Annotated in this window: 24 protein-coding genes and 1 pseudogene; 9 read left to right on the forward strand and 16 right to left on the reverse strand. The window is 68.4% G+C overall.

Annotation, left to right across the window (positions count from 1 at the left end; genetic code table 11):
- The first annotated feature begins 193 nt into the window (after nt 1-193).
- From BAMB_RS32565 to BAMB_RS32580, 4 genes are all read left to right on the forward strand, one after another.
- A complete protein-coding gene (locus tag BAMB_RS32565) occupies nt 194-1,090 on the forward strand; it encodes a transporter (RefSeq protein ID WP_041491836.1) in 897 nt (298 codons plus the stop codon).
- A 98-nt stretch (nt 1,091-1,188) separates the two neighbouring features.
- The gene (gene oxdA / locus BAMB_RS32570) at nt 1,189-2,241 is read left to right on the forward strand and encodes an aliphatic aldoxime dehydratase (RefSeq protein WP_011661415.1); all 1,053 of its coding nucleotides are present in this window, start codon (nt 1,189-1,191) and stop codon (nt 2,239-2,241) included.
- A gap of 57 nt (nt 2,242-2,298) precedes the next feature.
- Nucleotides 2,299-3,825, forward strand: coding sequence for an amidase (locus BAMB_RS32575; protein WP_011661416.1), 1,527 nt, complete (start codon nt 2,299-2,301; stop codon nt 3,823-3,825).
- Nucleotides 3,826-3,956: 131 nt separating this feature from the next.
- Nucleotides 3,957-5,000 (forward strand): AraC-like ligand-binding domain-containing protein, encoded by a 1,044-nt coding sequence (locus tag BAMB_RS32580; RefSeq protein WP_011661417.1) that lies wholly within the window; start codon nt 3,957-3,959, stop codon nt 4,998-5,000.
- A 203-nt stretch (nt 5,001-5,203) separates the two neighbouring features.
- Here BAMB_RS32580 and BAMB_RS32585 read toward each other — a convergent pair whose 3' ends face one another.
- Nucleotides 5,204-5,416, reverse strand: a complete 213-nt coding sequence (locus BAMB_RS32585; protein WP_006752898.1) for a twin transmembrane helix small protein — start codon at nt 5,414-5,416, stop codon at nt 5,204-5,206.
- Complete coding sequence (locus tag BAMB_RS32590; RefSeq protein ID WP_041491838.1) at nt 5,413-5,763, reverse strand: hypothetical protein; 351 nt, start codon at nt 5,761-5,763, stop codon at nt 5,413-5,415. Before BAMB_RS32590 ends, BAMB_RS32585 begins: the two co-directional genes overlap by 4 nt.
- 314 nt (nt 5,764-6,077) lie before the next feature.
- On the opposite strand from BAMB_RS32590, the gene BAMB_RS32595 reads away from it, so the two are divergent.
- Complete coding sequence (locus BAMB_RS32595) at nt 6,078-6,836, forward strand: YoaK family protein (RefSeq protein WP_011661419.1); 759 nt, start codon at nt 6,078-6,080, stop codon at nt 6,834-6,836.
- A 92-nt stretch (nt 6,837-6,928) separates the two neighbouring features.
- Nucleotides 6,929-7,114, forward strand: coding sequence for a ribbon-helix-helix protein, CopG family (locus BAMB_RS32600; RefSeq protein WP_011661420.1), 186 nt, complete (start codon nt 6,929-6,931; stop codon nt 7,112-7,114).
- A gap of 33 nt (nt 7,115-7,147) precedes the next feature.
- Here the strand turns inward: BAMB_RS32600 and BAMB_RS32605 are convergent, their stop codons facing one another.
- Nucleotides 7,148-7,984, reverse strand: coding sequence for a spermine/spermidine synthase domain-containing protein (locus BAMB_RS32605; protein WP_011661421.1), 837 nt, complete (start codon nt 7,982-7,984; stop codon nt 7,148-7,150).
- A gap of 44 nt (nt 7,985-8,028) precedes the next feature.
- A complete protein-coding gene (locus BAMB_RS32610; RefSeq protein WP_041491839.1) occupies nt 8,029-8,373 on the reverse strand; it encodes a zinc ribbon domain-containing protein YjdM in 345 nt (114 codons plus the stop codon).
- 353 nt (nt 8,374-8,726) lie between these two features.
- Here BAMB_RS32610 and BAMB_RS32615 point away from each other — a divergent pair, with 353 nt between their 5' ends.
- From BAMB_RS32615 to BAMB_RS32625, 3 genes are all read left to right on the forward strand, one after another.
- A complete protein-coding gene (locus BAMB_RS32615; protein WP_041491840.1) occupies nt 8,727-8,990 on the forward strand; it encodes an HPr family phosphocarrier protein in 264 nt (87 codons plus the stop codon).
- A 65-nt stretch (nt 8,991-9,055) separates the two neighbouring features.
- Entirely contained in the window at nt 9,056-9,277 is a 222-nt protein-coding gene (locus BAMB_RS32620; protein WP_011661424.1) for a hypothetical protein, read from the forward strand.
- Between the two features lie 339 nt (nt 9,278-9,616).
- Nucleotides 9,617-10,183 (forward strand): GNAT family N-acetyltransferase, encoded by a 567-nt coding sequence (locus tag BAMB_RS32625; RefSeq protein ID WP_041491841.1) that lies wholly within the window; start codon nt 9,617-9,619, stop codon nt 10,181-10,183.
- Between the two features lie 114 nt (nt 10,184-10,297).
- Here the strand turns inward: BAMB_RS32625 and BAMB_RS32630 are convergent, their stop codons facing one another.
- From BAMB_RS32630 to BAMB_RS32680, 12 genes and pseudogenes are all read right to left on the reverse strand, one after another.
- Entirely contained in the window at nt 10,298-12,073 is a 1,776-nt protein-coding gene (locus tag BAMB_RS32630) for an efflux transporter outer membrane subunit (protein ID WP_011661426.1), read from the reverse strand.
- Between the two features lie 2 nt (nt 12,074-12,075).
- On the reverse strand, nt 12,076-13,680 hold the full coding sequence (locus BAMB_RS32635) for a DHA2 family efflux MFS transporter permease subunit (RefSeq protein WP_011661427.1): 1,605 nt from the start codon (nt 13,678-13,680) through the stop codon (nt 12,076-12,078).
- A gap of 85 nt (nt 13,681-13,765) precedes the next feature.
- Nucleotides 13,766-15,148, reverse strand: coding sequence for an HlyD family secretion protein (locus BAMB_RS32640; protein ID WP_011661428.1), 1,383 nt, complete (start codon nt 15,146-15,148; stop codon nt 13,766-13,768).
- A gap of 301 nt (nt 15,149-15,449) precedes the next feature.
- Complete coding sequence (locus BAMB_RS32645; RefSeq protein WP_011661429.1) at nt 15,450-15,935, reverse strand: hypothetical protein; 486 nt, start codon at nt 15,933-15,935, stop codon at nt 15,450-15,452.
- Nucleotides 15,936-16,048: 113 nt separating this feature from the next.
- Complete coding sequence (locus BAMB_RS32650) at nt 16,049-16,531, reverse strand: BON domain-containing protein (RefSeq protein WP_011661430.1); 483 nt, start codon at nt 16,529-16,531, stop codon at nt 16,049-16,051.
- A gap of 218 nt (nt 16,532-16,749) precedes the next feature.
- A complete protein-coding gene (locus BAMB_RS32655; RefSeq protein WP_011661431.1) occupies nt 16,750-17,490 on the reverse strand; it encodes an FRG domain-containing protein in 741 nt (246 codons plus the stop codon).
- Between the two features lie 21 nt (nt 17,491-17,511).
- Nucleotides 17,512-17,658: pseudogene (locus BAMB_RS36075) on the reverse strand (ubiquinol oxidase subunit II); the annotation flags it as partial.
- Between the two features lie 39 nt (nt 17,659-17,697).
- Entirely contained in the window at nt 17,698-18,090 is a 393-nt protein-coding gene (copM, locus tag BAMB_RS32660; protein ID WP_011661432.1) for a CopM family metallochaperone, read from the reverse strand.
- Nucleotides 18,091-18,148: 58 nt separating this feature from the next.
- Nucleotides 18,149-19,819 carry a GMC family oxidoreductase gene (locus tag BAMB_RS32665; RefSeq protein ID WP_041491842.1) on the reverse strand — a complete coding sequence of 557 codons (1,671 nt, stop codon included), beginning with the start codon at nt 19,817-19,819 and terminating at the stop codon, nt 18,149-18,151.
- Nucleotides 19,809-20,468 carry a gluconate 2-dehydrogenase subunit 3 family protein gene (locus BAMB_RS32670; RefSeq protein WP_011661434.1) on the reverse strand — a complete coding sequence of 220 codons (660 nt, stop codon included), beginning with the start codon at nt 20,466-20,468 and terminating at the stop codon, nt 19,809-19,811. The genes BAMB_RS32665 and BAMB_RS32670 overlap by 11 nt, the downstream gene beginning before the upstream one ends.
- On the reverse strand, nt 20,465-21,316 hold the full coding sequence (locus BAMB_RS32675) for a hypothetical protein (RefSeq protein WP_011661435.1): 852 nt from the start codon (nt 21,314-21,316) through the stop codon (nt 20,465-20,467). Before BAMB_RS32675 ends, BAMB_RS32670 begins: the two co-directional genes overlap by 4 nt.
- A 43-nt stretch (nt 21,317-21,359) precedes the next feature.
- Complete coding sequence (locus tag BAMB_RS32680) at nt 21,360-22,460, reverse strand: enolase C-terminal domain-like protein (protein WP_011661436.1); 1,101 nt, start codon at nt 22,458-22,460, stop codon at nt 21,360-21,362.
- Nucleotides 22,461-22,593 lie beyond the last annotated feature (133 nt).

Here is a 22,593-nt window from a genome sequence, read left to right on the forward strand (position 1 = left end):
TCCGCCGGAAAACAGAATCGCGGATTTTGCCTCCCTATTCTCATCCTCAAGCGACGGCCGTTCGGTGTCGCGAATCGTCGGCGCACCCGATGCGCCGATGGATAACAGCGTGCAGCACACCACGACTCCGGCGTCCGGGCGCGCGTGCGTCGCACATCGGACGCGATGGTTTCTGCGCATCCAGGCAAGGGGCATGATGGACAACGTCAACAGAATGAAACTGAAGCGAATCGCGCACTGGATCGGCGCATCGCTGCTAGTCGTCGCGTCGCATTACGCGGGCGCGGTCGAGGTCGATCCCGGCGACTACGAGCAGTACCCGGTCGGCGCGACGATCGGCGTGCTGTATTACAACTATTCGGCGACGAACGCGTACTACGCGAACGGCAGCAAGACATCGAATTTCGACCTGCAGTCGAACATCGGCATCGCGCGGCTGCTGCACGTATTCCAGCTGACCGACCGGCTGACGATCGATCCGCAGGTGCTGCTGCCGTTCGGCCACGTGAGCGGCTTCGGCAATGCGAGCGCGCTCGGCAGCACGACCGGCGTCGGCGACGTGATTCTGACCGCGCCGCTGAAATTCCGCCTGAACGAAGCGAAGGACGTGATCGCCGCAACCGTCTACCTGTATGCGCCGACCGGAAGCTACGACCAGAACCGCGGCCTGAATCTCGGCGCGAACCGCTGGTCGCTCGACTTCCAGGCCGCGTACGTGAAGCATTTCTCGGCGAAGTGGGCGCTCGACCTCGTCGGCGACGCGATCTGGTACGGCAACAACACGTCGTACGGCGCAAGCGGTGCGACGCTGCATCAGCGGATGAGCTACAGCGCGCAGGCGATGGTTCGCTACATGCCTGATCCAGGCACATCGCTCGGCTTAGGGATCACGCAATTCTGGGGCGGCGAAACGCGCGTCGACGGTGTCGACGGCCATGACGCGCTGCGCACGACGCGGATGCGGCTGACCGCGTCGAAGTTCGTGACGAAGGCCGACCAGGTACAGGTCCAGCTCGGCACCGACCTGAGCGTGCGCAACGGGCCGAAGAACAGCCTGCTCGTCGGCCTGCGTTACGCGCACATCTTCTGACGATGAGCCGGCGCCGGGTTCTGCTTCCGGCGCATATCGATTCGTTTTACCGACAGTTGATTCGTCGACACCCGACTCCCTTTCCAATGAGGCCATGCATGGAATCCGCAATCGATAAACACCTGGTCTGCCCGCGCACGCTGTCACGCCGTGTCGCCGACGACTACCAGCCGCCGTTCCCGATGTACGTCGCCCGTGCGGCGGAAGACCTGAGCCAGGTCGTGATGGGCTATTTCGGCGTGCAGTATCGCGGCGCCGACCAGCGCTCCGTCGCACTGGCCGCGCTGCGCCGGATCGTCGCCGATTTCGATGCGCCGGACGGCCCGGGCAATCATGATCTGACGCAGCACACCGACAACCAGGGCTACGACAATCTGATCGCCGTCGGCTATTGGCGCGACCCTGACGCATACGCGCGCTGGATCGCGTCGCCGGCGGTCGCCGAATGGTGGGCATCCGACGCGCGGCTCGCGGACGGCATCGGCTATTTCCGCGAGATCGTCGCGCCGCGCGCGGAGCAGTTCGAGACGCTGTACGCGTTCACGAACGATTTTCCCGGTGTCGGCTCGATCATGGACGGCGTCAGTGGCGAGATCGAGGAACACGGTTACTGGGGGTCGATGCGCGACCGGTTCCCGATTTCGCAAACCGACTGGATGCATGCGGACGGCGAATTGCGGATCGTCGCGGGTGACCCGGCGCGCGGCGGCCGCGTGGTCGTGCTGGCGCACGACAACATCGCGCTGATCCGTTCCGGGCAGGACTGGCGTGCGGCCGAAGACGACGAACGACGGCTGTATCTCGACGAGATCGAGCCGACGCTTCGCAGCGGGATGGACTTCCTGCGCGACAACGGTGTCGACGTCGGCTGCTATAGCAACCGCTACGTGCGGTCGATCGATCTCGACGGCAATCTGCTCGACGAGAGTTACAACATCGGCCACTGGCGCTCGCTCGACCGCCTCGAGCGATGGGCGGAGTCGCATCCGACTCATCTTCGGATCTTCGTCACGTTCTTTCGCGTCGTCACCGGGCTTTCGAAGCTGCGGCTGTATCACGAGGTGTCCGTATTCGACGCGAAACATCAGGTCTACGAATACGTGAACTGCCATCCGACAACCGGGATGATGCGCGACGCCGTCGCCCGCTGAATCGTGCCGGCGCCGCGCAGTGCGGGCGGCGCCTCCTTACCGAACTGGAGAACGTCGATGGCCATCAAACGCCCGACCCGCGAACAACTTTCCGACATCGCAGCCGGCTTCGGCTTTCATGTCGATGCCCGGCAGCTCGCCGATTACGACGACGCGCTGCAGGCGAATTTCGACGCGTACGACGCGATCGACGCGCTGCCCGACTATCTGCCGACCATCGCGTATCCGCGCACGCCCGGCTACCGCCCGGAAGGCGACGAAAACCGTTATGGCGCGTGGGCGCGCAAGAGCACGATCCACGGCGCCGCCGACGGCAAGCTGCGCGGCAAGACCGTGGCCGTGAAAGACAACATCTGCGTCGGCGGCGTGCCGATGCGCAACGGCGCGAGCACGTTCGAGGGTTACGTGCCCGACGTCGACGCGACTGTCGTCACGCGGATGCTCGACGCCGGTGCGACGATCGCGGGCAAGTCGACCTGCGAGTACTACTGCTTTTCCGGCGGCTCGCATACGAGCGCGTCCGGGCCCGTGCTCAATCCGCGCAAGGCCGGACATTCGGCCGGCGGTTCGTCGTCCGGCAGCGGTGCGCTGATCGCGAGCGGCGAAGTCGACATGGCGCTCGGCAGCGATCAGGGCGGCTCGGTGCGGATTCCGTCCGCGTATTGCGGTGTCTACGGAATGAAGCCGACGCACGGCCTGGTCCCGTATACCGGCGCCATGCCAATCGAGGCGACCGTCGACCACCTCGGGCCGATGACGGGCAACGTGCTCGACAACGCGCTCTTGCTCGACGTGATCGCCGGTGACGACGGGCTCGACCCGCGCCAGCGGGCGCTGCCGCCGCGCGCCGACTATCTCGGTGCGATCCGGGACGGCATCGCCGGCCTGCGGATCGGCATCCTGCGCGAAGGGTTTGGACTCGCGAATTCGGAGGCGGTCGTCGACGAGGCCGTGCTCGTCGCCGCGCACCGGTTGCGCCAGCTTGGCGCGAAGGTCGACGAGGTATCGGTGCCGTTGCATGCGGCCGGAACGGCGATCTGGCTGCCGATTGCCGCCGAAGGCGCGACTCAGCAGATGATGAAGGGCAACAGCCACGGCTTCAACTGGGGCGGCCTGTACGTGACCGGCATGATCGATCATCACGCGGGCTGGCGCGAGCGTGCCGACGAGCTGCCGGATACCGTCAAGGTGACGATGCTGCTCGGAGAGTATTTCACGAGCCGGTATCGCGGCCGCTATTACGCGAAGTGCCAGAACCTCGCACGGCGGCTGCGGGCGGATTACGACACGGCCCTGCAATCGTATGATCTTTTGTTGATGCCGACCGTGCCGATACGCGCGTCGAAACTGCCGGAGCCCGGTTGCGCGATGTCCGAATCGCTGACGCGCGCGTTCGAGATGCTCGCGAATACGGCACCGTTCGACGTATCCGGACATCCGGCAATGTCGCTTCCCTGCGGGATCGCGGAAGATCTACCGATCGGGCTGCAACTGGTCGGGCGTCGCTTCGACGAGGCGACGATCTATCGGTGCGCCTATGCGTATGAACAGTCGTCCGACTGGCGCCAGACGACGTTCGCATGATGAGCCGGGCCCGCCGGCGCACCCTTTCGCGTCGGCGGCCAATGCGGCGCGGGTTTCGACCGGGTTGGACAACGCGTTTTTGAACGGGCACGCTACTCGCTGCCGTTTGCTTATCCATGTGGGGCACGATCATGACAACACCTTCGATCCCTCCCTTCCCTGGTTGCGACGACTTCGCCCTCGCGTCAGGCGGTGCGCCGTTCGAATGGACGCGTTCGTCGATCGAGGTCGCGACCGACGGCTCTGTCAGCCAGCGCATCGAATTCTGGCGCGAGATGATCCTGCGCCTGTTTGCGGATGTGCAGATCGCGGCCGTCCAGAAAGACGATTTCTTTGGCCGGGTGCGGCAGCGCAAGTGCGACAAGCTGCGGATCTCGGATATCCACGCGAGCGAGCAGGCGGTGACCCGGCGCTTTCGTCAGGCGCGTAGCGAGTACGAGGACAAGTATTTCGCGGTACTGATGCTCGAGGGTAGCCAGTCGGTCGAACAGGACGGCAAGATCGTCACACTGCGTCCCGGTGATTTCGCGGTGTATGACGCGACCAGGCCGCATCACCTGCAGTTCGGCCAGTCGTGGCGCGAAATCGTCGTCAGCATTCCGCGCACGACGCTCAACCAGCTCGTCGTCGGGATGGAGCACCGTACCGCTTGCCCGATGCCGACCGGGCAAGGCGTCGGCTACGTGATGCGCGGGTTTCTCGAACAGATGTCGTCGCAGATCCGCCACGTGTCCGAGGAAGAGATGCTGCAGTTGTCGGATACCGCGATCTCGCTGATCGCGATGACAATCGGGAGCCTGCAGCGCAACGACGTCGCGCAGTCGCGGATGAAGGCGCTGACGCTCACGCGCGTGAAACGGCATCTGCTCGAACATCTGCGCGACCCGGACTTGAACCCCACGATGGTCGAGCAGGCGACCGGGATATCGTCGCGGTACATCAACAAGCTGTTCGAGGCGGAGAACACCTCGCTGATGCGCTACATATGGAACCTGCGGCTCGAACGGTGCGCGGAAGATCTCGCGAATCCGCAATGCGGGGTGCTGCGTGTGTCCGACATCGCGTTGCGCTGGGGATTCAACGACATGTCGCATTTCAGCCGGGCGTTCCGCGAACGGTTCGCGGTGGCGCCGCGCGCGTGGCGCCGGCAAGGTGGTGCGGAGGCGGCGAGTTGACGGTGTGGCGGTGTGCCGGTTCCCCGCCGATCCGATTGTCGGTATTCGCTATGGAGAGCGCTCCGCGCCTGAGGCACCTTTCATCGATGCCGAGGCGTTTTTGTTTCGATGTATCAGGATAAGTATTCTTATCACAACACCTCGATCACCGAGCAAAACTCGAGCGCACCGAACCACGTCAGATGTGGCCGGCACGCACGAACTCACCTGCCGATCGGCAGCCCCGTCGGCTCGATCCACCCGAGCCGGTACGCGATCAGCAGCGACAGGAACAGCGTGATCGACAATCCGACGCGCGCCGCGAGCGACCACGCCATCCGCTTGCTTCTGCCGCGGTCGTGATTCATGAAATACAGCGCGAAAATCAGGCTTCCGATAATCAGCGCGAACGCCACCGAAACCAGCGCAATCTTCATCGTTGATGCTCCTCCAGGCCCGAATCGGCCTTCAGCAGTTCAGTCAGTCTTTGCCGCTCGGCAGCGACGTCGGCCACACCCGACGCCGGCCAGTCGAGCGCCACGCCATTGCCCAGCGAATCGCGCACGAGCGTCTGGTAACGCCGGTCGCTGATTCGCCCGTCGTCCATCGCCTCCGAGATCTCATGTCGAAACGGTAGCGGAAAGCTCGCGTATGCGCGCGACAGCGCCGCATATTGCCGCGCGTCGATCTCCTTCGACGACGGCACGACGGCCCACACGACGACGGCCACGATGGCTGCGAAAGGAATCGCCGTGTAGCGGAGAACGAACTTGATCGGGGTCATGAGGCGGATATCGAAGTAACGACGACGTAGCGGGGAAAATAGCGGCGAAGTCACGCCGCACGGACGGCGCACCTGGGCCGCGTGGAACCGGATGCCGCCCGCGCAAGCCACGGCCGGCAGCGGCCTGCCGACATGGCAGACATTGTACTTAAAGCCCCATTGGGCTAACAGAGTATGATAATGTCATTATCATGTCTCACAGATGATTCGAGCAACCCGGCCCCCTTTGCCGGTGGCCCGCGCGGGCGCCTGACACCTGACACCGGTGTCGGTCGTCCTGTCCGTGCCCGCCATCCGGGCGATTGAGTATCCCTATGCCAGCGCAGTACTTTCGAAGCCTCACCGGAAAACACCGCAGCGCGACCGCGAACCGTCAGCTCGGCTTTTCGCTGGCCTTCGTCGCGGGCGCGGCCAACGCCGGCGGCTACCTGGCGGTCAAGCAATACACGTCGCACATGAGCGGCATCGTGTCGGCGATCGCCGACCAGACGGCGCTCGGCGACATCCAGCTCGCGCTGGCCGGCATCAGTTCGCTGGGGTCGTTCCTGATCGGCGCCAGCTGCTCGGCGATCCTCGTCAACTGGGGGCGGCGCCGCGGCCTGCAGAGCCAGTTCGTGCTGCCGCTGCTGGTCGAAGCCGTGCTGCTGCTCCTGTTCGGGCTGCTCGGCAGCCATCTCGCGCTGTGGGAAACGTTCTTCGTGCCGGTCACGGTCACGCTGCTGTGCTTCATCATGGGTCTGCAGAACGCGACGATCACGAAGCTGTCGGGCGCGGAAATCCGCACGACACACGTGACCGGCATCGTGACCGACCTCGGCATCGAGCTCGGCAAGCTGTTCTACTGGAATCGCTCGGCCGTCGACGTGGACGCGCACGCGGTGATCGCCAACCGTTCCAAACTGAGGATTCACGCGACGATGCTCGCGTCGTTCTTCGTCGGCGGGCTCGCCGGCGCGATCGGCTTCAAGCATGTCGGCTACGTGGTGACCGTGCCGCTCGCCTGCCTGCTCGTGATGCTCGCGGCGATGCCGCTGATCGACGACCTGCTTGCGTGGCTCGAACGCCGGCGTTGAGCCGGCGCACACGCTGCAACGGCGCATTCGGCGCTGGCGCCGAATGCGGATGCATTATAATTTGATTAACATATCGACCACCCTGCCGCACGATGGAAACGAAAACCGCCCGCCTGACCGTCCTGATCGATCCCGCCAAGAAAGAAGCGTTCGAAATGCTCTGCGCGGAGCAGGATCTCACGCCGTCGCAAGTCGTGCGTCAGTTGATCCGCGAGTATCTCGACAAGCACGGCGTCACGTACAAGACGAAGAGCGTGCTCGGCAAGCGGATGAAGTAACGCGGCAGAACCCGCACCGCGATCAGGTGCAGCTCAGGTGCAGATTTCCCATCGCGGGTGTTCACGCGCGCGCCACACGAGCCGCTCGGGAGCGATGCCCTCCCCTTCCTTCATGCGCCGGGCGGTGGGCGACAGCTTGAGCTCGCCGGCCGACGCGAACCCCAGCGCGCGTTCGAGCAGGATGCGCAGCGACGGCAGCGGGTTGCCGTTCTTCCACGCGAACGCGATGAAGTTGTTGTCGTCGCCGCACGGCAGCAGCGCATACGAAGCGTCGAACACCTCGCGCAATTGCGCGAGATGCCGCGGCAACGCCGGATCGTCGTCCATGAAATTGATCGCGAGCACGCCCGTTTCGCTCAGCCGCGCACGGCACGCGTCGAAAAAGGCGGCGCCCGTGCAGCGGCCCGGCATGCCGTCGGCGACGAACGCGTCGTGCAGGATCACGTCGGCCTTGACCTCCGGCCGGCCGACGTAGTCCGCGCCATCCGCGCAGATCACGGCGAAGCGCGCGTCGTCTTGCGGAATCCTGAACACGTCGCGCAGCGCGATTACGTCCGGGTTGATCTCGACCGCGTCGATCGCCGTATCGGGCAGGTGCCGATAGCAGTACTTCGCCAGCGACCCGCCGCCGAGCCCGATCATGCAGATGCGCGCGGGCGCCGGCTGCAGCAGCAGGAAACCCATCATCACGCGCGTATAGCCGAGTTCGAGCCGGACCGGATCCTTCAGCGACATGAAGCTCTGCGTGCCGAAGTGGTCGAAGTGCAGCGAGACCGTGTGCTTGGTCTCGAGCACGAACGGGCGGCCGTCGTTCAATGGCATTGCCAGAAACCGCACGAATGCGTCATAGGAAATTCGATCCTCGCTCATGGTCGGCAGCCCGGTAGTCGGAGAGTCGGTCGAACCGCGCGCGGTCAGACCTTCTTCAGGTAGCACGCCTTCAGCATGAAGCCGCCCATGTCGGTCTTGCAATCGACTTCGTGATCGCCGCCGACGAGCCGGATGCTCTTGACCTTGGTGCCCATCTTCAACGTGATCGACGAGCCCTTCACGCGCAAGTCCTTGATCAGCACGACCGAATCGCCGTCCGACAGCACGTTGCCGTTCGCGTCCTTGACGACGTCGCCGGCCGGTTCGTCGCCGGCGTCCGCGCCGGCACCGGCCGACCATTCATATCCGCAGTCCGCGCACACGGTCAGCGTGCCGTCCGGGTAGGTGTTTTCCATCGCGCATTGCGGGCAGGCGGGGGCGGCGTTCATTGCAGCTTCCATTCGGTGGGAGTTCGGGTCAATCGAAAAAAATGCCGGGCACGCAAGCGCGTGGCCCGGATCGCGCATCGCGGCGGCCCGTCGACAGGGCGACGGGGCGGCCTTCATGCACACGGCATTATAATGCAATACACATAATCCAGCTGTCGTATTATAATCGTCCACTTTCGATCATTCGCCGGACTTGATGGCGGTTTCGCTGAGGATGTCGACATGTTCGAGATGAATGAAGCACCGGTGTCGGGCGCGCAAGGCCCGGCGCCCCGTCGGGAAGCCGTGTGTCGGGCCTGCGGGCCGGCCGTGGCACGCCGTTCCGACGAATTTCCCCGAGGCTGATCCGCATCGTGGCAACCGTCGTCTACGTTGAAATCGGCTCCGCATGGAACCGCGACCGCGCGCTTGCGTCCCGCGACGCGATCGTCGCGGCGGCACACCGCTTCAAAAGCGACATCCTGCTGCTCGCCAACGGGCTCAGCGGCAGCGCGAAGGACGCGACGGCCATCGCCGCGCTGCAGATGCATGGCGGCACGTCCGCGCAGGTGCTCGCCACCGGGCCCGACGAGGAAGCCGCGCTCCACGCGCTGCTGCCTTTGCTGCAGGCGGGTTGACTCCGCGTCGCCCGACCCCACGGCCTTGTGCCGTTCACCCTGAATCACCACTCTCCGAGGAAGCGATGAACGACAACGTCATGTCCAACACCCCCAACCTGTCGGCCTCCGCACTCTGGGCGCTCGAGCGCCTCGCCGATGTGCGCTACGGCCGCGATGCGCCCGCGCTCGGCTGGTCGGTCGAACAGGAACTCGTCGGCGCGGGCTTCGTCAGCCATGCGTCGAACAGCCGCTCCGGCGCGTCGATCACGGCGCATGGCCGCAGCTTCTTGAAGAGCCGCAAGTAGGAGCGGCCGGCGCGGGCGCGATGCCGCTTCGTGCGAAACATGCGGGCGTATCGATGTCCGCCGTGACGCGTCCGCGCACAAACCGCCGCTGCTGAGTTTCGCAACGCGCCGCCGGCAATCGACTCGCATTCGTCGAGCGCCCTTCGCTACGGTCAGGCCGCGATGTCGTCGTGCGACCTTGACCGTGCCGCCACCACCGGCGGACGTCGGCGACGGCCATTCGCTCGATGCGTTTGCATTCCTCGAAGCAGGCAGGGATTGGCAGCGGCGCGCCGATTTCCGCGGTATCGTACTGGGCCCTGGCGCGGCGCACGGCCTCGCCTTCCCTGCCCCTTTCACATGGAACGCCGAATGACATTCAGCGCGCTGCCGCCCGTCATGTCCCCGCCGGTTCTCGACACCCCCCGCCTGATACTCGAAGGCCACCCGCTCGGCGACTTCGACGCGCTCGCCGCGATGTGGGCCGAGCCGACCGTCGTCGCGCACATCTTCAACGGCCAGCCGTCCGCGCCGCGCGACTCGTGGATGCGACTGCTCGCCTATCGCGGGCTGTGGCCGCTGCTCGGCTACGGCTACTGGGCGATTCGCGAGAAGGCGTCGGGCCGCTACGTCGGCGATCTCGGCTTCGCGGACTTCCACCGCGCGGTCGAGCCGTCGATTCGCGGCGTGCCGGAAGCCGGGTGGGCGCTCGCGAGCTGGGCGCACGGCAAAGGCTACGCAAGCGAAGCGCTGTCGCACGCGCTCGACTGGCTCGATGCGCAGAACCGGTTCGAACGCAGCGTATGCCTGATCGCGCCGACCAACGTCGCGTCGATCCGCGTCGCGGAGAAGGCCGGGTACGTCGATCCGCTACGGATCCGCTTCAACGACGCCGATTCGCTGCTGTTTTCGCGCGCGCGCAGGTAATCGGGATGCCGCGGGCCGGCCGCCGCAGTGTTGCCGGTGTTGCCGGTGTTGCCGGTGTTGCCGGTGTGGCCGGTGTCACCGGTGTCGCCGATGCAGCCGACGCGACCGCGGCAGCTATTGCGCCCGCGTCATATCGGCTCGCGATGGCGCCACCGCGCCGACCGTAGCCGCATCCGCCGCCGGCCCGGTCGTCTGCCAGCCGCCGCCCAGCGCCTTGTACAGCGCGACGAGATCGGTCGTCGTCTGCAACGCCCCCTGCACCGCCTGCTGCCGCCCCTCCGACCATTGCCGCTCGGCGTCGAGCACGTCGAGGAACGGCGACAACCCCTTCCGGTAACGATCGCGCGCGAGTTCCAGCGCGCCCTGCTCGGCCTTGACCGCGTCGTCGAGCGCGGCCGCGCGCGCCTGGTCGGTGCGGTAGACGGCCAGCGCGTTGTCGACGTCGCGCAGCGCGACGAGCACGGCCCGTCGATAGGCGAGCGCCGCTTCGGCCTGGCGCGCCTGCGATAGCCGCAGGTTCGATACGAGTTGCCCGCCCGAAAAAATCGGCAGCGATACGGCCGGCCCGAACGAGTAGAACAGATGCGACCAGTGCGCGAGCTCGCGCACGTGCGCCGCGCGCAACCCGACCTGCCCGGTCAGCGAGATGTCCGGATAGAACTGCGCGACCGCGACGCCGACATCGGCGGTCGCCGCATGCAGCTCGGCCTCCGCGCGGCGAATGTCGGGCCGCCGGCGCGCCAGCGTCGACGGCAGCCCCACCGGCACGGTGGGCGGCACGCCCGGCAACGCGCGCGGCGCGTCGAGCCAGTCGTCGAGCGCGCCCGGGGCCCCTCCGACCAAATACGCGAGGCCATTGCGCAGCAGCACGATCTGCTGGTCGAACTGCGGCAGCTGCGCACGAATCTGCGCGAGCCGCGCGTCGGCGCTGCGCACGTCGAGGTCGCTCGCGAGACCGTGCGCGGCCTGCTCGCGCGTGAGATCCAGCAGGTCGCGCTGCGCGCGTTGCAGGTCGTCGGCCAGCGCGCGTTGCGCTTCGGCGCCGCGCAGTTGCAGATAGGTCTGCGCGACTTCGGCCTCCAGCGACAGCAGCGCATCGTCGCGGCTCGCGACCGCGGCGCTCGCCTGCGCGCCGGCCGATTCGACCGAGCGACGCACGCGCCCGAACAGGTCGAGTTCCCACGATGCGTCGAACCCGGCCTGCCACACATTGACCGGCGCTTCGAGCGAATCGATCGCGGCGCGTGCGCCCTGCTGCACGCTCGCGCCGGTGCCCGGCCCGAAGCGGTCGAGCGGTGAACCGGGCGCGCCGAGACGATCGACGCGCTGGTCGATACCCTGTTCCTCGATGATGCCTTTCAGGCCCAACTGTTCGCGCTGATAGCTCGCGTTCGCCCGCACGTTCGGCAAGCCCTGCGCGGCGGCCGCGCGAACCTGCGCACGCGCCTGCGCGATGCGCAGCACGGCCGCCTGCACGTCGAGGTTGTCGCGCGCGGCACGCTCGACGAGGCGATCGAGCAGCGGATCGCCGAACGCGCGCCACCAGCGCGGGGCGGGATCGGCGCCGGTCGTCGGCGACGATGGCGCGTGCGCGCCGGCGGCCGACGCGCGCGATGTACCCGATGTACCCGATGCGGCCGCCGCACCCGATGCACCCGATGCGCCCGACACGCCCGATTCACCCGATGCCGGCGATGCGCCCGACGCCGGCGATCCCGCCGCAGCCGACGCCCGCAGGTCATGCCAGTTCGCCGGCACATCCGCCTGCGGCGGCTTGAAATCCGGCCCGACGGTACAGCCCGCGAGCGCCGCGCAGGCCGCCAGCATCGCGGCGAGGCCGAGCGGTTGCAGCGCATGCCGGCGGCTGCCGCGCTGTCGATTCATCGTCATCGTCAATGCCCTCCCGCGCCGCGTGCGGCCTTCACCGGCGAGAACAGGAACGTCAGCGGAATGCTGAACGCGCAGAACACCGCGAGGATCGCGAACACGTCGATATACGCGAGGATCGTCGCCTGCGAGATGAACGTCTCGTACAGCCGGCCGGTCGCGGTTTGCAGCGCGGCCGGCGGCGGCACGCCCGACAGCGCGCCGATCGCGCGCGCGTTCTCGTGCAGCGCGTCCTGAAAGTTCTGCGACAGCGGCGACATGTGCGTGGACAGGTGCGCCATGCGCGCCTGCGTCCGCTCGCGGATCAGCGCGGTCGACACCGAGATGCCGATCGAGCCCGCGACGTTGCGGAACATCGTGAACAGCGCGGAGGCGTCGTCGTTGAGCCGCTGCGGGACGGTCAGGTACGCGAGCGTCGTGATCGGCACGAACATGAAGCCGATCGCGAGCGACTGCGCGCAGCGGATCATCACCAGGTGCCGGTAATCGATGTCCGGCACCAGCAGCCGCGAATAGACGAGTGCGACCGACAGCAGCACGAAACCGAAGCCGACCAGATAGCGCGTCTGCACGTGCGGCATCAGCCGGCTCACGAGCGGGATTTCCAGCGTGATGAGCAACGCGCCGGGCGACAGCACGAGGCCCGCGAGCGTCGCCGTATAGCCGAGGTGCTGCTGCGCGAGTTGCGGGACGATCACCGCGCTGCCGTACAGCACGGCCGCGAACGTCGCGATGGTCACGCAGCCGAGCGCGAAGTTGCGGTCGCGCAGGCACGACAGATCGACCACCGGCTTCTTCACACGCAGCAGCCACAGCGTCGCGCCGATCAGGCCGAGTGCCGACAGCACCGCAAAGACGCGGATGAAGTTCGATCCGAACCAGTCCTCGTCCTCGCCGCGATCGAGCATCACCTGCAGGCAGCCGAGCCCGATCGCGATCAGCCCGATGCCGATGTAGTCGACCGAGATCCCGCGCTCGGCGCCGCGTCGCCACGGCGGATCCTCGACGAGCTGCATCACCGCGAGCACGGTCAGCGCGCCGATCGGCACGTTGAGCAGGAACACCCAGCGCCACGAGAAATGATCGGTGATCCAGCCGCCGAGCGTCGGCCCGAGCACCGGCGCGACGACGATCGCGATCGCCGAGATCGAGAACGCGCGGTTGCGCTGTTCGGGCGGAAACGTGTCGAGGATGATCGACTGCTGGTTCGGCTGCAGCCCGCCGCCGAAGAGGCCCTGCAGCACGCGGAACACGATCAGTTCGCCCAGGTTGGTCGCGACGCCGCACAGGAACGAGCACACGGTGAACGCGGCGATGCACAGCAGGAAGTAGCGCTTGCGGCCGAGCAGGCGCCCGAGGAAGCCGGAAATCGGCAGCACGATGCCGTTCGCGACGAGGTATGACGTGAGCGTCCAGGTCGCCTCGTCGTAGCTCGCCGACATCGTCCCGGCGATATGCGGCAGCGCGACGTTGACGATCGTCGTGTCGAGCACCTCCATGAACGCGGCGAGCGTGACGACGATCGCGATGACCCACGGGTTCGCGGCGGGCCGCCACGCGCCGCCGGACGAAGAGGCCCCGTTGGGCGGCCGGTCGGACGGCCGGTTCATCGACGGGCCCCCGTCAACATGGCGGACGTGCGGATGTCGGGCATCGGATCGCTCCGGTGAAAGCGGGCCGCCGCGCGGCGGCCGGTCATTTCAGGTGCACGGTCGGTTCGGCCGACAGGCCGAGACCGAGCGGCGGATTGTTCGGCAGCGGACCGTCGAGCACGATCTTCACGGGCACGCGCTGCACGATCTTCACGAAGTTGCCGGTCGCGTTCTCGGCCGGAAACGCGGAGAAGCGCGCGCCGCTGCCGAGCTGGATGCTGTCGACGTGACCGTGCAGATCGAGATCGGGATACGCGTCGACCGACACGTCGACGCGATCGCCGATGCGCATCCGCTCCAGTTGGGATTCCTTGAAGTTCGCAGTGATCCATACGCGCGGCGTGACGACCGAGAAGACCGACGCGCCGGCTTGCAGGTACGAGCCGAGTTGAACGTTCCTGCGCGTGACCCAGCCGTCGGACGGTGCGCGCACTTCGCAGTACGACAGGTTGAGGTTCGCCGTATCGAGTTGCGCACGTGCCGCCAGTACCTGCTGGCGACGCTCCTCGACGGCCGTTTCGGCCTGGCGGATCTGCTGCGGCACGAGGCTCGCGGTGCGCGCCTGGGCTTGCGCCATCGCGACGTTCGCATCGGCGCTCGCCCGCTGCGCGTCGGCCGCGTCGATCGCCTGCTGCGAGGTTGCGCGCGCATCGACCGCACGCTGCCGCTCCTGCGCGGCGAGCGCCTGCCGGTACGCGGCTTCCGCCGATTCGATCTGGGCACGCGCCTGCTTGTACTGGGCCGGGAATTGCACGTGCGCGATGTCGAGCTGCACGCGCGACGCATCGAGCTGCGCCTGCGCGAGGCCGAGTTGCGCGCGCGCCGCGTCGACCTGCGCACGGTAGTCGCGCGGATCGATCTCGACCAGCACGTCGCCGCGGTGCACGTAGGTGTTGTCGTCGACGGCGAGCCGTGTCACGTAGCCGGAGACATGCGGCGCAACGGCCACCGCGTTGCCGTCCGTGTATGCATCGTCGGTGCTTTCCTGATTGCGCGTCGCGAGCCACCACACGAGCCCCGCGATCACCAGCACGACCGCCACCGCGCCGAGGATGATCAACGGCTTCTTGCCCGGTCGCTTGCGTTCGCCTTCACCTGCGCCGTTGCCGCCGTCGCCATCGCCGCCGGTGCGGCCGCCGCGATCGTCGTGCGGATGGCCGTCGCCCCCGCCGCCGCCCGGCGCATCGGTGTCGCGTTCGTCGTGGCGGCCGGCTCCGGTGCGCCCGCCGTGGCCGCTGTCGGCGTTGCCGTCGCCGGCGCGGGTGATGGTGGGCGGTGCAAGCTCCGTAGATGCTGCGGCCGCGTATGGGAGCGGAATAGCTACCGGCAGCGCCCACGCACCGCGTCGTCCCGGCGTGAACGCGCGGCGCAGCACGACGCGGAATCGCTCATGAATGGACAACGGGAACAGGGTCGCATCGGGCATGAAAGATCGCTCCAGGGCGGTGGCCGCGGGCGGCATTGCCCGCGCCGGCCTTCAAGCGCGCGGGCAAGCAAGCGGCGCACCCGGCCGGCGCGCGGACGGGGCAGCACGCGCTGAACTACGCTGCGCCGCGCCTCGTACGGGCCGGCGACCGATGTCGGGTGTCGGCCTGCGGAACAAATGACAACGCATTGAAAAATCGCAGGCGGCCCGCGGCCGGCTGCATATCGTCTTGAAGCGCGGCTCGCGTATCCGCGCCTGTTCCGAACTCACATGCGCAGTGCGCCGCACGAATGCGCCACCGTCACGCGTCGGTCTGCCTCTCGCTGACCGGCGGGATCGCAGGGTTCGGAGCCTCGCGCGCGAGCCCCTGCGCGAACACCTTCAACCCTTCGAGCAACGGCGTCAGCGCGTCCCACAGCGCTTCGTCGTGCAGCAATCGGTATGCGCCGCGCACGCCGGGCGCGACGTGTTCGTGCTCATCCGGCTTCCACGCGCCGATGTGATGCAGCGCATCGGCCGCCGCGAACGCGGCCTTGCCGAACTGCTCCGGCGGAATGCGCGACAGCGCCATCACGAGTGCGGCAAGATTTTGCACACCGGTTTGCATGCCGGGCTTGTCCAGCGCACCGACGAACGTCTCGGCCATCTGCGCGTTCGCGCTGACGACCTCGTTCGCGAAGCGCAGGAAGCCGTGCCGGTGCAGGCTGCCGAGCAGGCTTTCGAGCGCGTTGTGCGCATCGGGTTCGGGTGCGGGAGGCGGCGTGCCGGGGGATGGGCGATCGGTCATCAGCTGTTCTCCGGATGGGGCGCCGCACAGCCGCCGTGGCGGCAGCCGCGCGTGCGCCGGATTCGTGTCGTGCTTCGTTCACCGCGCCCGCCGGCGCGCGGCCGATGCCGCCGTCAGTGCACGGGGCCGCCGGGCGGCGCCTTGTATTCGCTGCGTGCGCCCATCGCGTCCTCGACGGCCTTCACGCCATGCACCGCGGCGATGCCGTCGACGATGGCATGCCGTTCCGCTTCCTCCACCTGCCCGCTCAAGCGCACATGCCCGTGCGAAACGCTCACGTCGACGTCGCGCGCGCGGCCGACCAGATGGCCCAGCGCGGCGCGTACGCGTTCGGCGAGCACCACGTCGTCCGCATCGCCCGAGAGCCAGTCGGCGCGCAGCCCGGCGATCGCGCCGCGCGCGCGGTCAGCCGCCCGCTTCGCCTGCGTGTTCGCATAGTCGAGCACACCGTGCCGGCTCGCCGCCGCCTTGTCGCGCACGTAGGCGCGCCGCCGCCGGCCCGAGGCCGGATCGAGGAAGTACATCGCCGCCGCGCCGCACGCCACGGCCACCGCTAGATTCAACAACGGATTGTTCGAACGCGTTCTGGAAGTCATGGGAATCACCGTAGTCGATACCCGGTACCGCCGGGCTTCGTCATCACGAGACAGCATGTGCCGTGCCTCGTACGGGCGCGTCGGTCCCCAACCGAAGCGCAAGACCGCGGGCCGCTTCACGCCGCATCGGGGTCGGCCGAAATGACAAGCCGTTGAAAAATCGTCGGGCGGACCCGGACTCGCCCTGCGCAACAGTGCGTGCGGCGAGCCACCGCCGCTCACCGTGGCGCATGCGTATCCTCGTCGTCGGGGAAAAAGCGGATGTCCGTTAGTTGCGCAATGCCGTCGAGGTCCGGGAAGATCGTGCCGATGCTGACGCCGACGCCGGCCAGTTCGCGGCGGATCGCGCCGAAGCGCTCGCCCGGCACGACGATGCGGACAAGGCGCCCGGCCAGGTCCGGATCCTCGTCGAGCGGCGCGAAACCCTGCGCGTCGGCGTCGTAGCGGTGGATCGTGAACCAGCCGTCCTGCGCGGTAATTCTCGGCATCACGTGTCGCGGCCGGAACACCTTGGTGCGCGTCACCTGCAACGGCGCGTGGCGCTCGGCCGCGGTCGCGATGTCCTCGGCATCGTGCGACAGGCACCACACCGCGCCGTCGGCCCCGATACCGTTCGCGCTCCTGACCGCGAACCACAGCGCGGCCAGCGCATTGCCGGACCAGTCCAGCAGCCGCGTGCGCATCCCATGCTGCTGCGCGAGCGCGAGCCAGTCGCACGCATCGAGGTTCGGGGCCGGATCGAGATGCGGCAGCGCGCGCCGCGTGAATTCGTCGAGCATTTGCGCTTCCACGTCCGGCGACGCGCGCTGACGCGCGATGCTCGGCACGAGCGGCCAGCCGGCGTTGCACTGCCCGCGAAACAGCCGCGAGGCCGTGGTAGCGTGCGCCGCGCCGATCGCGGCCATATAGTCGGCGACACTGTCGATCGTGTGGTCCATCACGCGTCGTTCACGTCCCATGCTGCACACCCTTGCACACCGTCATCGTTCGGGTTCGCAGCCGATATCGCCACGAACCTTGCCGCGAAACACCCGGTACGACCGCCACCCGCACAGCGGCAGCGCGGGCAGCATGACAGCGCTGCCGGTCGTCCGGAACGCCTGCGATCTCCGCGCGGACGCCGCCGATCACGGCGTGCGCGGCCGCGTCTGCATCGCAGCCGGCGCTCACGGCGCCGCGCCGTGCTCCTTCTGCCAGCGCTCCATCAGCGCGATCTCGTCGCGCTGCGCGGCGATGATGCGGCGCGCGAGCTTGCGCAGCGTCGGATCCTTGCCGTGTTTCAGTTCGACCTGCGCCATGTCGATCGCGCCCTGGTGGTGCGGCGTCATGTGCGCGACGAAATCGCGATCGGCGTCACCGGTGTACGGTGCGCTTTCCATCGCTTCCATCATCCGGTGGTCCGCGCGCTTGTACGCTTGAGTCGGCGTGTCGGCAACGGCCGCGGGCGCCGGCGGGCGCAACTGGCCCCACGCCGGCAGCGCGGCAACGGCCGCGACCAGCAGCGCGCAGGCCGCGCCGTGCCGGGGTTTGCGCATCGGGCGGCGAGTGAACGGATCCATGTCGTGACTCCTCGAAAGTTGAACGGCAGATGCACGCCGCGCGGCGGACGGAGACCGCCTACCGCCACCGTGCGCGCGCATGTGCGTCGCCGCGCGCGACGAGCGCGCGAATGCGATCGGCGGTGCGGCACGCGATCGCCTGGATCGTCAGCGACGGGTTCACGCCGCCGACGGTCCGAAACACCGAGCCGTCGCAGACCCACAGGTTCGGGATGTCCCAGCTGCGACAGTCGCCGTCGACGACGCTCGTCGCCGGGTCGTCGCCCATCCGCACGGTGCCCGCGAGATGGCAGGTGTCGTCGTCTTCATGCCAGATGTCACGCGCGCCGGCGGCTTCGAGCGAACGCGCCATCTGCGCGGACGCATGACGTATCATCCGGCGGTCGTTGTCGTCGTACGAATAGGTGACGCGTGCGATCGGCAGCCCGAACGCGTCGCGCTCATCGGCGAGCGTGACACGGTTGCCGGCGCGCGGCAGCGTCTCGCCGACGATCTTCAGGCCGGCCTGGAAGTTGTAGCGCGCCATCTCGCGCTTCAGCGCGTCGCCCCACAGCCCGCGCCCGGCGAGCTTCCGCGCCCATTCGATCGGCAGCGGCCCCTGACTCATCCAGCAGTAGCCGCCGAAGAAGTCCTTGCCTTCGTCCACGTAGTTCCAGTGCTCGGTGAGCGACAGCGACGGCGGCCCCTTGTACCAGCGCACCTCGTCGTCCATCGTCCCCCACGACGCCTGGTTCAGTTGCGCCATCAGGTAGCGGCCGACGAGGCCCGAGCTGTTCGCGAGCCCCTGCGGATGGCGTCCGTTCGCGGACAGCAGCAGCAAGCGCGGCGTCTCGATCGCGTAGCCGGCGACGACGACGTTGCGCGCGCGCTGGAAACGCGTGCGGCCGTCGCGCTGATAGTGCACACCCGTCACGCGATCGCCCGCGGCCTCGATCCGCAGCGCCATCGCGAGATCGCGCACTTCGGCGCCGGCCGCGACCGCGCGTGGAATCCACGTGACGAGTGCGCTCTGCTTCGCATTGGTCGCGCAGCCGCTGATGCAGAAGCCGCGATACACGCACGGATGCGCACGACCGCGCGGCGCGGACAGCGTCGCGAGCGGCGTAGGCGTCCAGTCGATGCCGAGCGCGTCGGCGCCGCGCGCGAGCACGAGCGCGGCCGCGTTCAGCTCATGTGCGCGGTACGGATAGCGCGGGCGCGGCGGCCCCCACGGGTAGCTCACCGGCCCGCTGATCTTCAGCGCCTGCTCGACCTCGCGGTAGTAGCGCCACATCTCGCGCCAGTCGAGCGGCCAGTCGACGCCGTAGCCCAGCGCCGTGCGCGAGCGGAACCACTCGGGCCGAAAGCGCAGCGATACCATCGCGAAATGCACGGTGCTGCCGCCGACCGCGCGGCCGCTGTTGTTGTTGCCGAGCGTCAGCGGATCGGCGCCGTCGCAGATCCGCTCGTCGGTCCAGAACAGCTTGTGCTGGTGCGACTCGTCGGACGCGAATTCCTCGAGCGGCCGCCACCATGCGCCCGCGTCGAGCGCGACGACCGAGAAGCCGTGCTCGGCGAGCCGGCACGCGAGCGTGCCACCGCCGGCGCCGGTGCCGACGATCACGAAGTCGACCGGATCGTCGTCGCGAAACATCCGCATCGGCGACCACCCGCCGACGCGCAGCGGATCGGGCGCGCGGCCATCGCGGCCACGCGGCCTCGCGGCGGACAACGCGTCGTCAGCGGCCATCGCGATCGCCCTCCCCGTCCACCTGCGCTTCCCACGGGTCGCGCCGGTTGAAATCCATTCGCACGTAGCCGCGCGGGCTCGCCGGGCCGCCAAAGCCGATCTCGTTCCACGCGAACGGATGGCTGTAGTACGCGCCGCACAGGTCCATCAGCACGCGCTTCGCGAAGAACGTGCGCGGATCCATGCCGGCCCATGCGGATTCGACTTTCGGGTCGATCCTGCCTTGCTGGACCGCGCGCAGCAGCGCATCGGCATCGTTGCCGTCGAGCGACGCGAACGGACGGTCGTGCGCATGGCGCGCCATCGCATCCAGCGCCGCGAGACCGATCTGCCAAGCGGCGCGCAGCGGCGGCAGCCTCGCGTCGCGATACCCGTCGCCTTCGTCGCTCGCGAGGCGCGCGTCGAGCAGCGCGGCGGTCGGCACGAGGCCGACGCCGCCGTGCGGCTGCGGCACGATGCGTGCGCACAGCGCGGTCAGCGTCGCGAACCGTTCCGCGTCGAGATGGCGCGGCGCGGCCGCGGCGACGCGCAGCCGTGCATCGATCGCGCGGCGCGTCGCGTCGTTCCACGACGGCGTATCGCGCTTCGCGAGCACGTCGTAGCGGGAATAGCGCGGCAGCGCGAGCGGCTTGTCGTTCACGTGCTTCATCGCGCCTCCCGTTCGGCGAGCGCGGTCGCGGCGAGGCCGGCGATCGCGAGCGCGGTGAAGCTCGGCGGTGCGGGCAGCGGCGGCCCCGACAACACGTTCTGCGACCAGTTGCGCCAGCCGCCCATCTGCCGCGCGACGCCGCGCGCATGGAACGCGACGCCGACGATCCCGAGCACGGCCGTCGCGCGCATCCACCAGCGGCACAAGCGCCGGTCGCGGGACGGGCGCGACAGCGCGAGCTGCGCGGCCGTCAACGCGGCCACCGGCGGCACGACGAGCGGGGCGAACATCGCGCGATGCTGGAACGCGCCGCGAAAATGCAGCAATCCGACTTCGCCGAGCGTGCCGACGAGCCCCGCCGCGACGAGCCCGGCCAGCGCGCGGCCGGCCGGCAACCCGCCGAGGCGCGGCGCGTCGGCCGGACACGCGCGCAGCCGCTCGCCGGCCGCGCCGAGCATGCCCGATAGCAGCAGCGCGAACGGTGCGCCGACCGGTGCACCGTAGAACAGGTTGTGCCAGCTGAAGCCGCCCGGCCGCTTCGTCACGTTGTACACGTGGAACGCGGACCCGACGACGCCGACGGCGGCCGACGCGACATGCACCGCGTCGCGCAGCCGGTGGCGCTCCGGCGTGTCGTCCGCATGGCCGTGCACGCTCGCGAGCACCGAGAGTGTCGACGACACCAGCGGCGCGAGCATCGCGCGGTTGTGAAAGGTGCCGCGATAGTGTTCGACGCCGCTATCGGCGAGCACCGACCCGGCGAGCAGCAGCGCGCTGCGGTTCAGCAGGCGCGCTGCATCGGCCAGCAACCTTTCCTGCTCGGTCGCGCGGTGGCGGGGGTGTCGCATCGGTCCTCCTTGCTCGTGGCGGGCGCGCTGCCGCCGGATGCATTCAGATCGCGAACTGCGCGACGTCGGCCTCGCGTAGCTCGAGGCCGAGCCCGGGGCGCGCGGCATCGATCTCCAGTGCGCCGTCGACGACGGTTGGCGCGCCGTCGAACATCATTCGCTCGATCCGCACGTGATCGTGGAACCATTCGACGTGGCGCATGCGCGGCGCGACGCAGCCGACGTGCCGATGCAGCGCCGGCGCGCAATGCGCGGACAGGTCGACGTGATGCGCATCGGCCAGCGCGGCGGCCGCGAGAAAGCCGCTGACGCCGCCGCAGCGTGTCGCATCGGCCTGCAGCACGTCGACCGCGCGGCCTTCGAGCAGGCGCCGGAAGTCGTCGGGCGTATACGCGTACTCGCCGGCCGCGACGTCGACGCGCGCGCCGACGTGCTCGCGCACGAAGCGCAGGCCGTCGATATCGTCGCTGCTGACCGGCTCCTCGAACCAGCGGATCGCGCAATCGCTCACCATCTCCGCAAACGCGAGCGCGGTGCGCGCCGCATACGCGCCGTTCGCGTCGACGAACAGGTCGACGTCGGGGCCGAGCGCGGCGCGCGCGACCTGCACGCGCGACGGATCGCGCGCATCCTGCGCGCCGATCTTGATCTTGCACGCGCGGATATTTTCATTGCGCCAGCCATCGAGCTGCGCGGCGAGCGTCGCGTCGTCGTAGGTCGTGAAGCCGCCGCTGCCGTACACGGGCACGCGTTCGCGCACGCGGCCAAGCAGGATCGCGAGCGGCACGCCCGCGAGCTTCGCCTTCGCATCCCACAGCGCGACGTCGAGTGCGGAGATCGCGGTCGCCGCCACGCCGGCCCGCCCGACGTTGCGCACCGCGCGCCACAGCGCGTCGACGGCGGCCGGGATATCGACGAGCGGCCGCTCGCGCAGCACGTCGGCCAGCATCGACTTCGCGAGCAGCGCGGCGCTCGCATCGGTGTACGTGTAGCCGAGCCCCGTCACGGGCCCCGCATCGACCTCGACGACGACGATCGTCGTCGCGTGCCATGCGTAGGTGCCGTCGGCTTCGGGCCGGTCGGTCGGCACGCGGTAGGCGCGGGCGCGCACGTCGTCGATCGCCGGCGCGTCGGAAAGTGCCATCGTTGCGCTCCGGATTGCTTGCCTTTTGCTTGCAACGCCCGCGTGCAACGCCCGTGCCCGACGCGATCGCGCGGCACGCGCCTTGCGCGACCGGCCGACAGCGCCGCGCGGGAGCATCGCCCGCGGGCGGCGC

It is taken from the genome of Burkholderia ambifaria AMMD, from assembly GCF_000203915.1.
GTDB classification, from domain to species: domain Bacteria; phylum Pseudomonadota; class Gammaproteobacteria; order Burkholderiales; family Burkholderiaceae; genus Burkholderia; species Burkholderia ambifaria.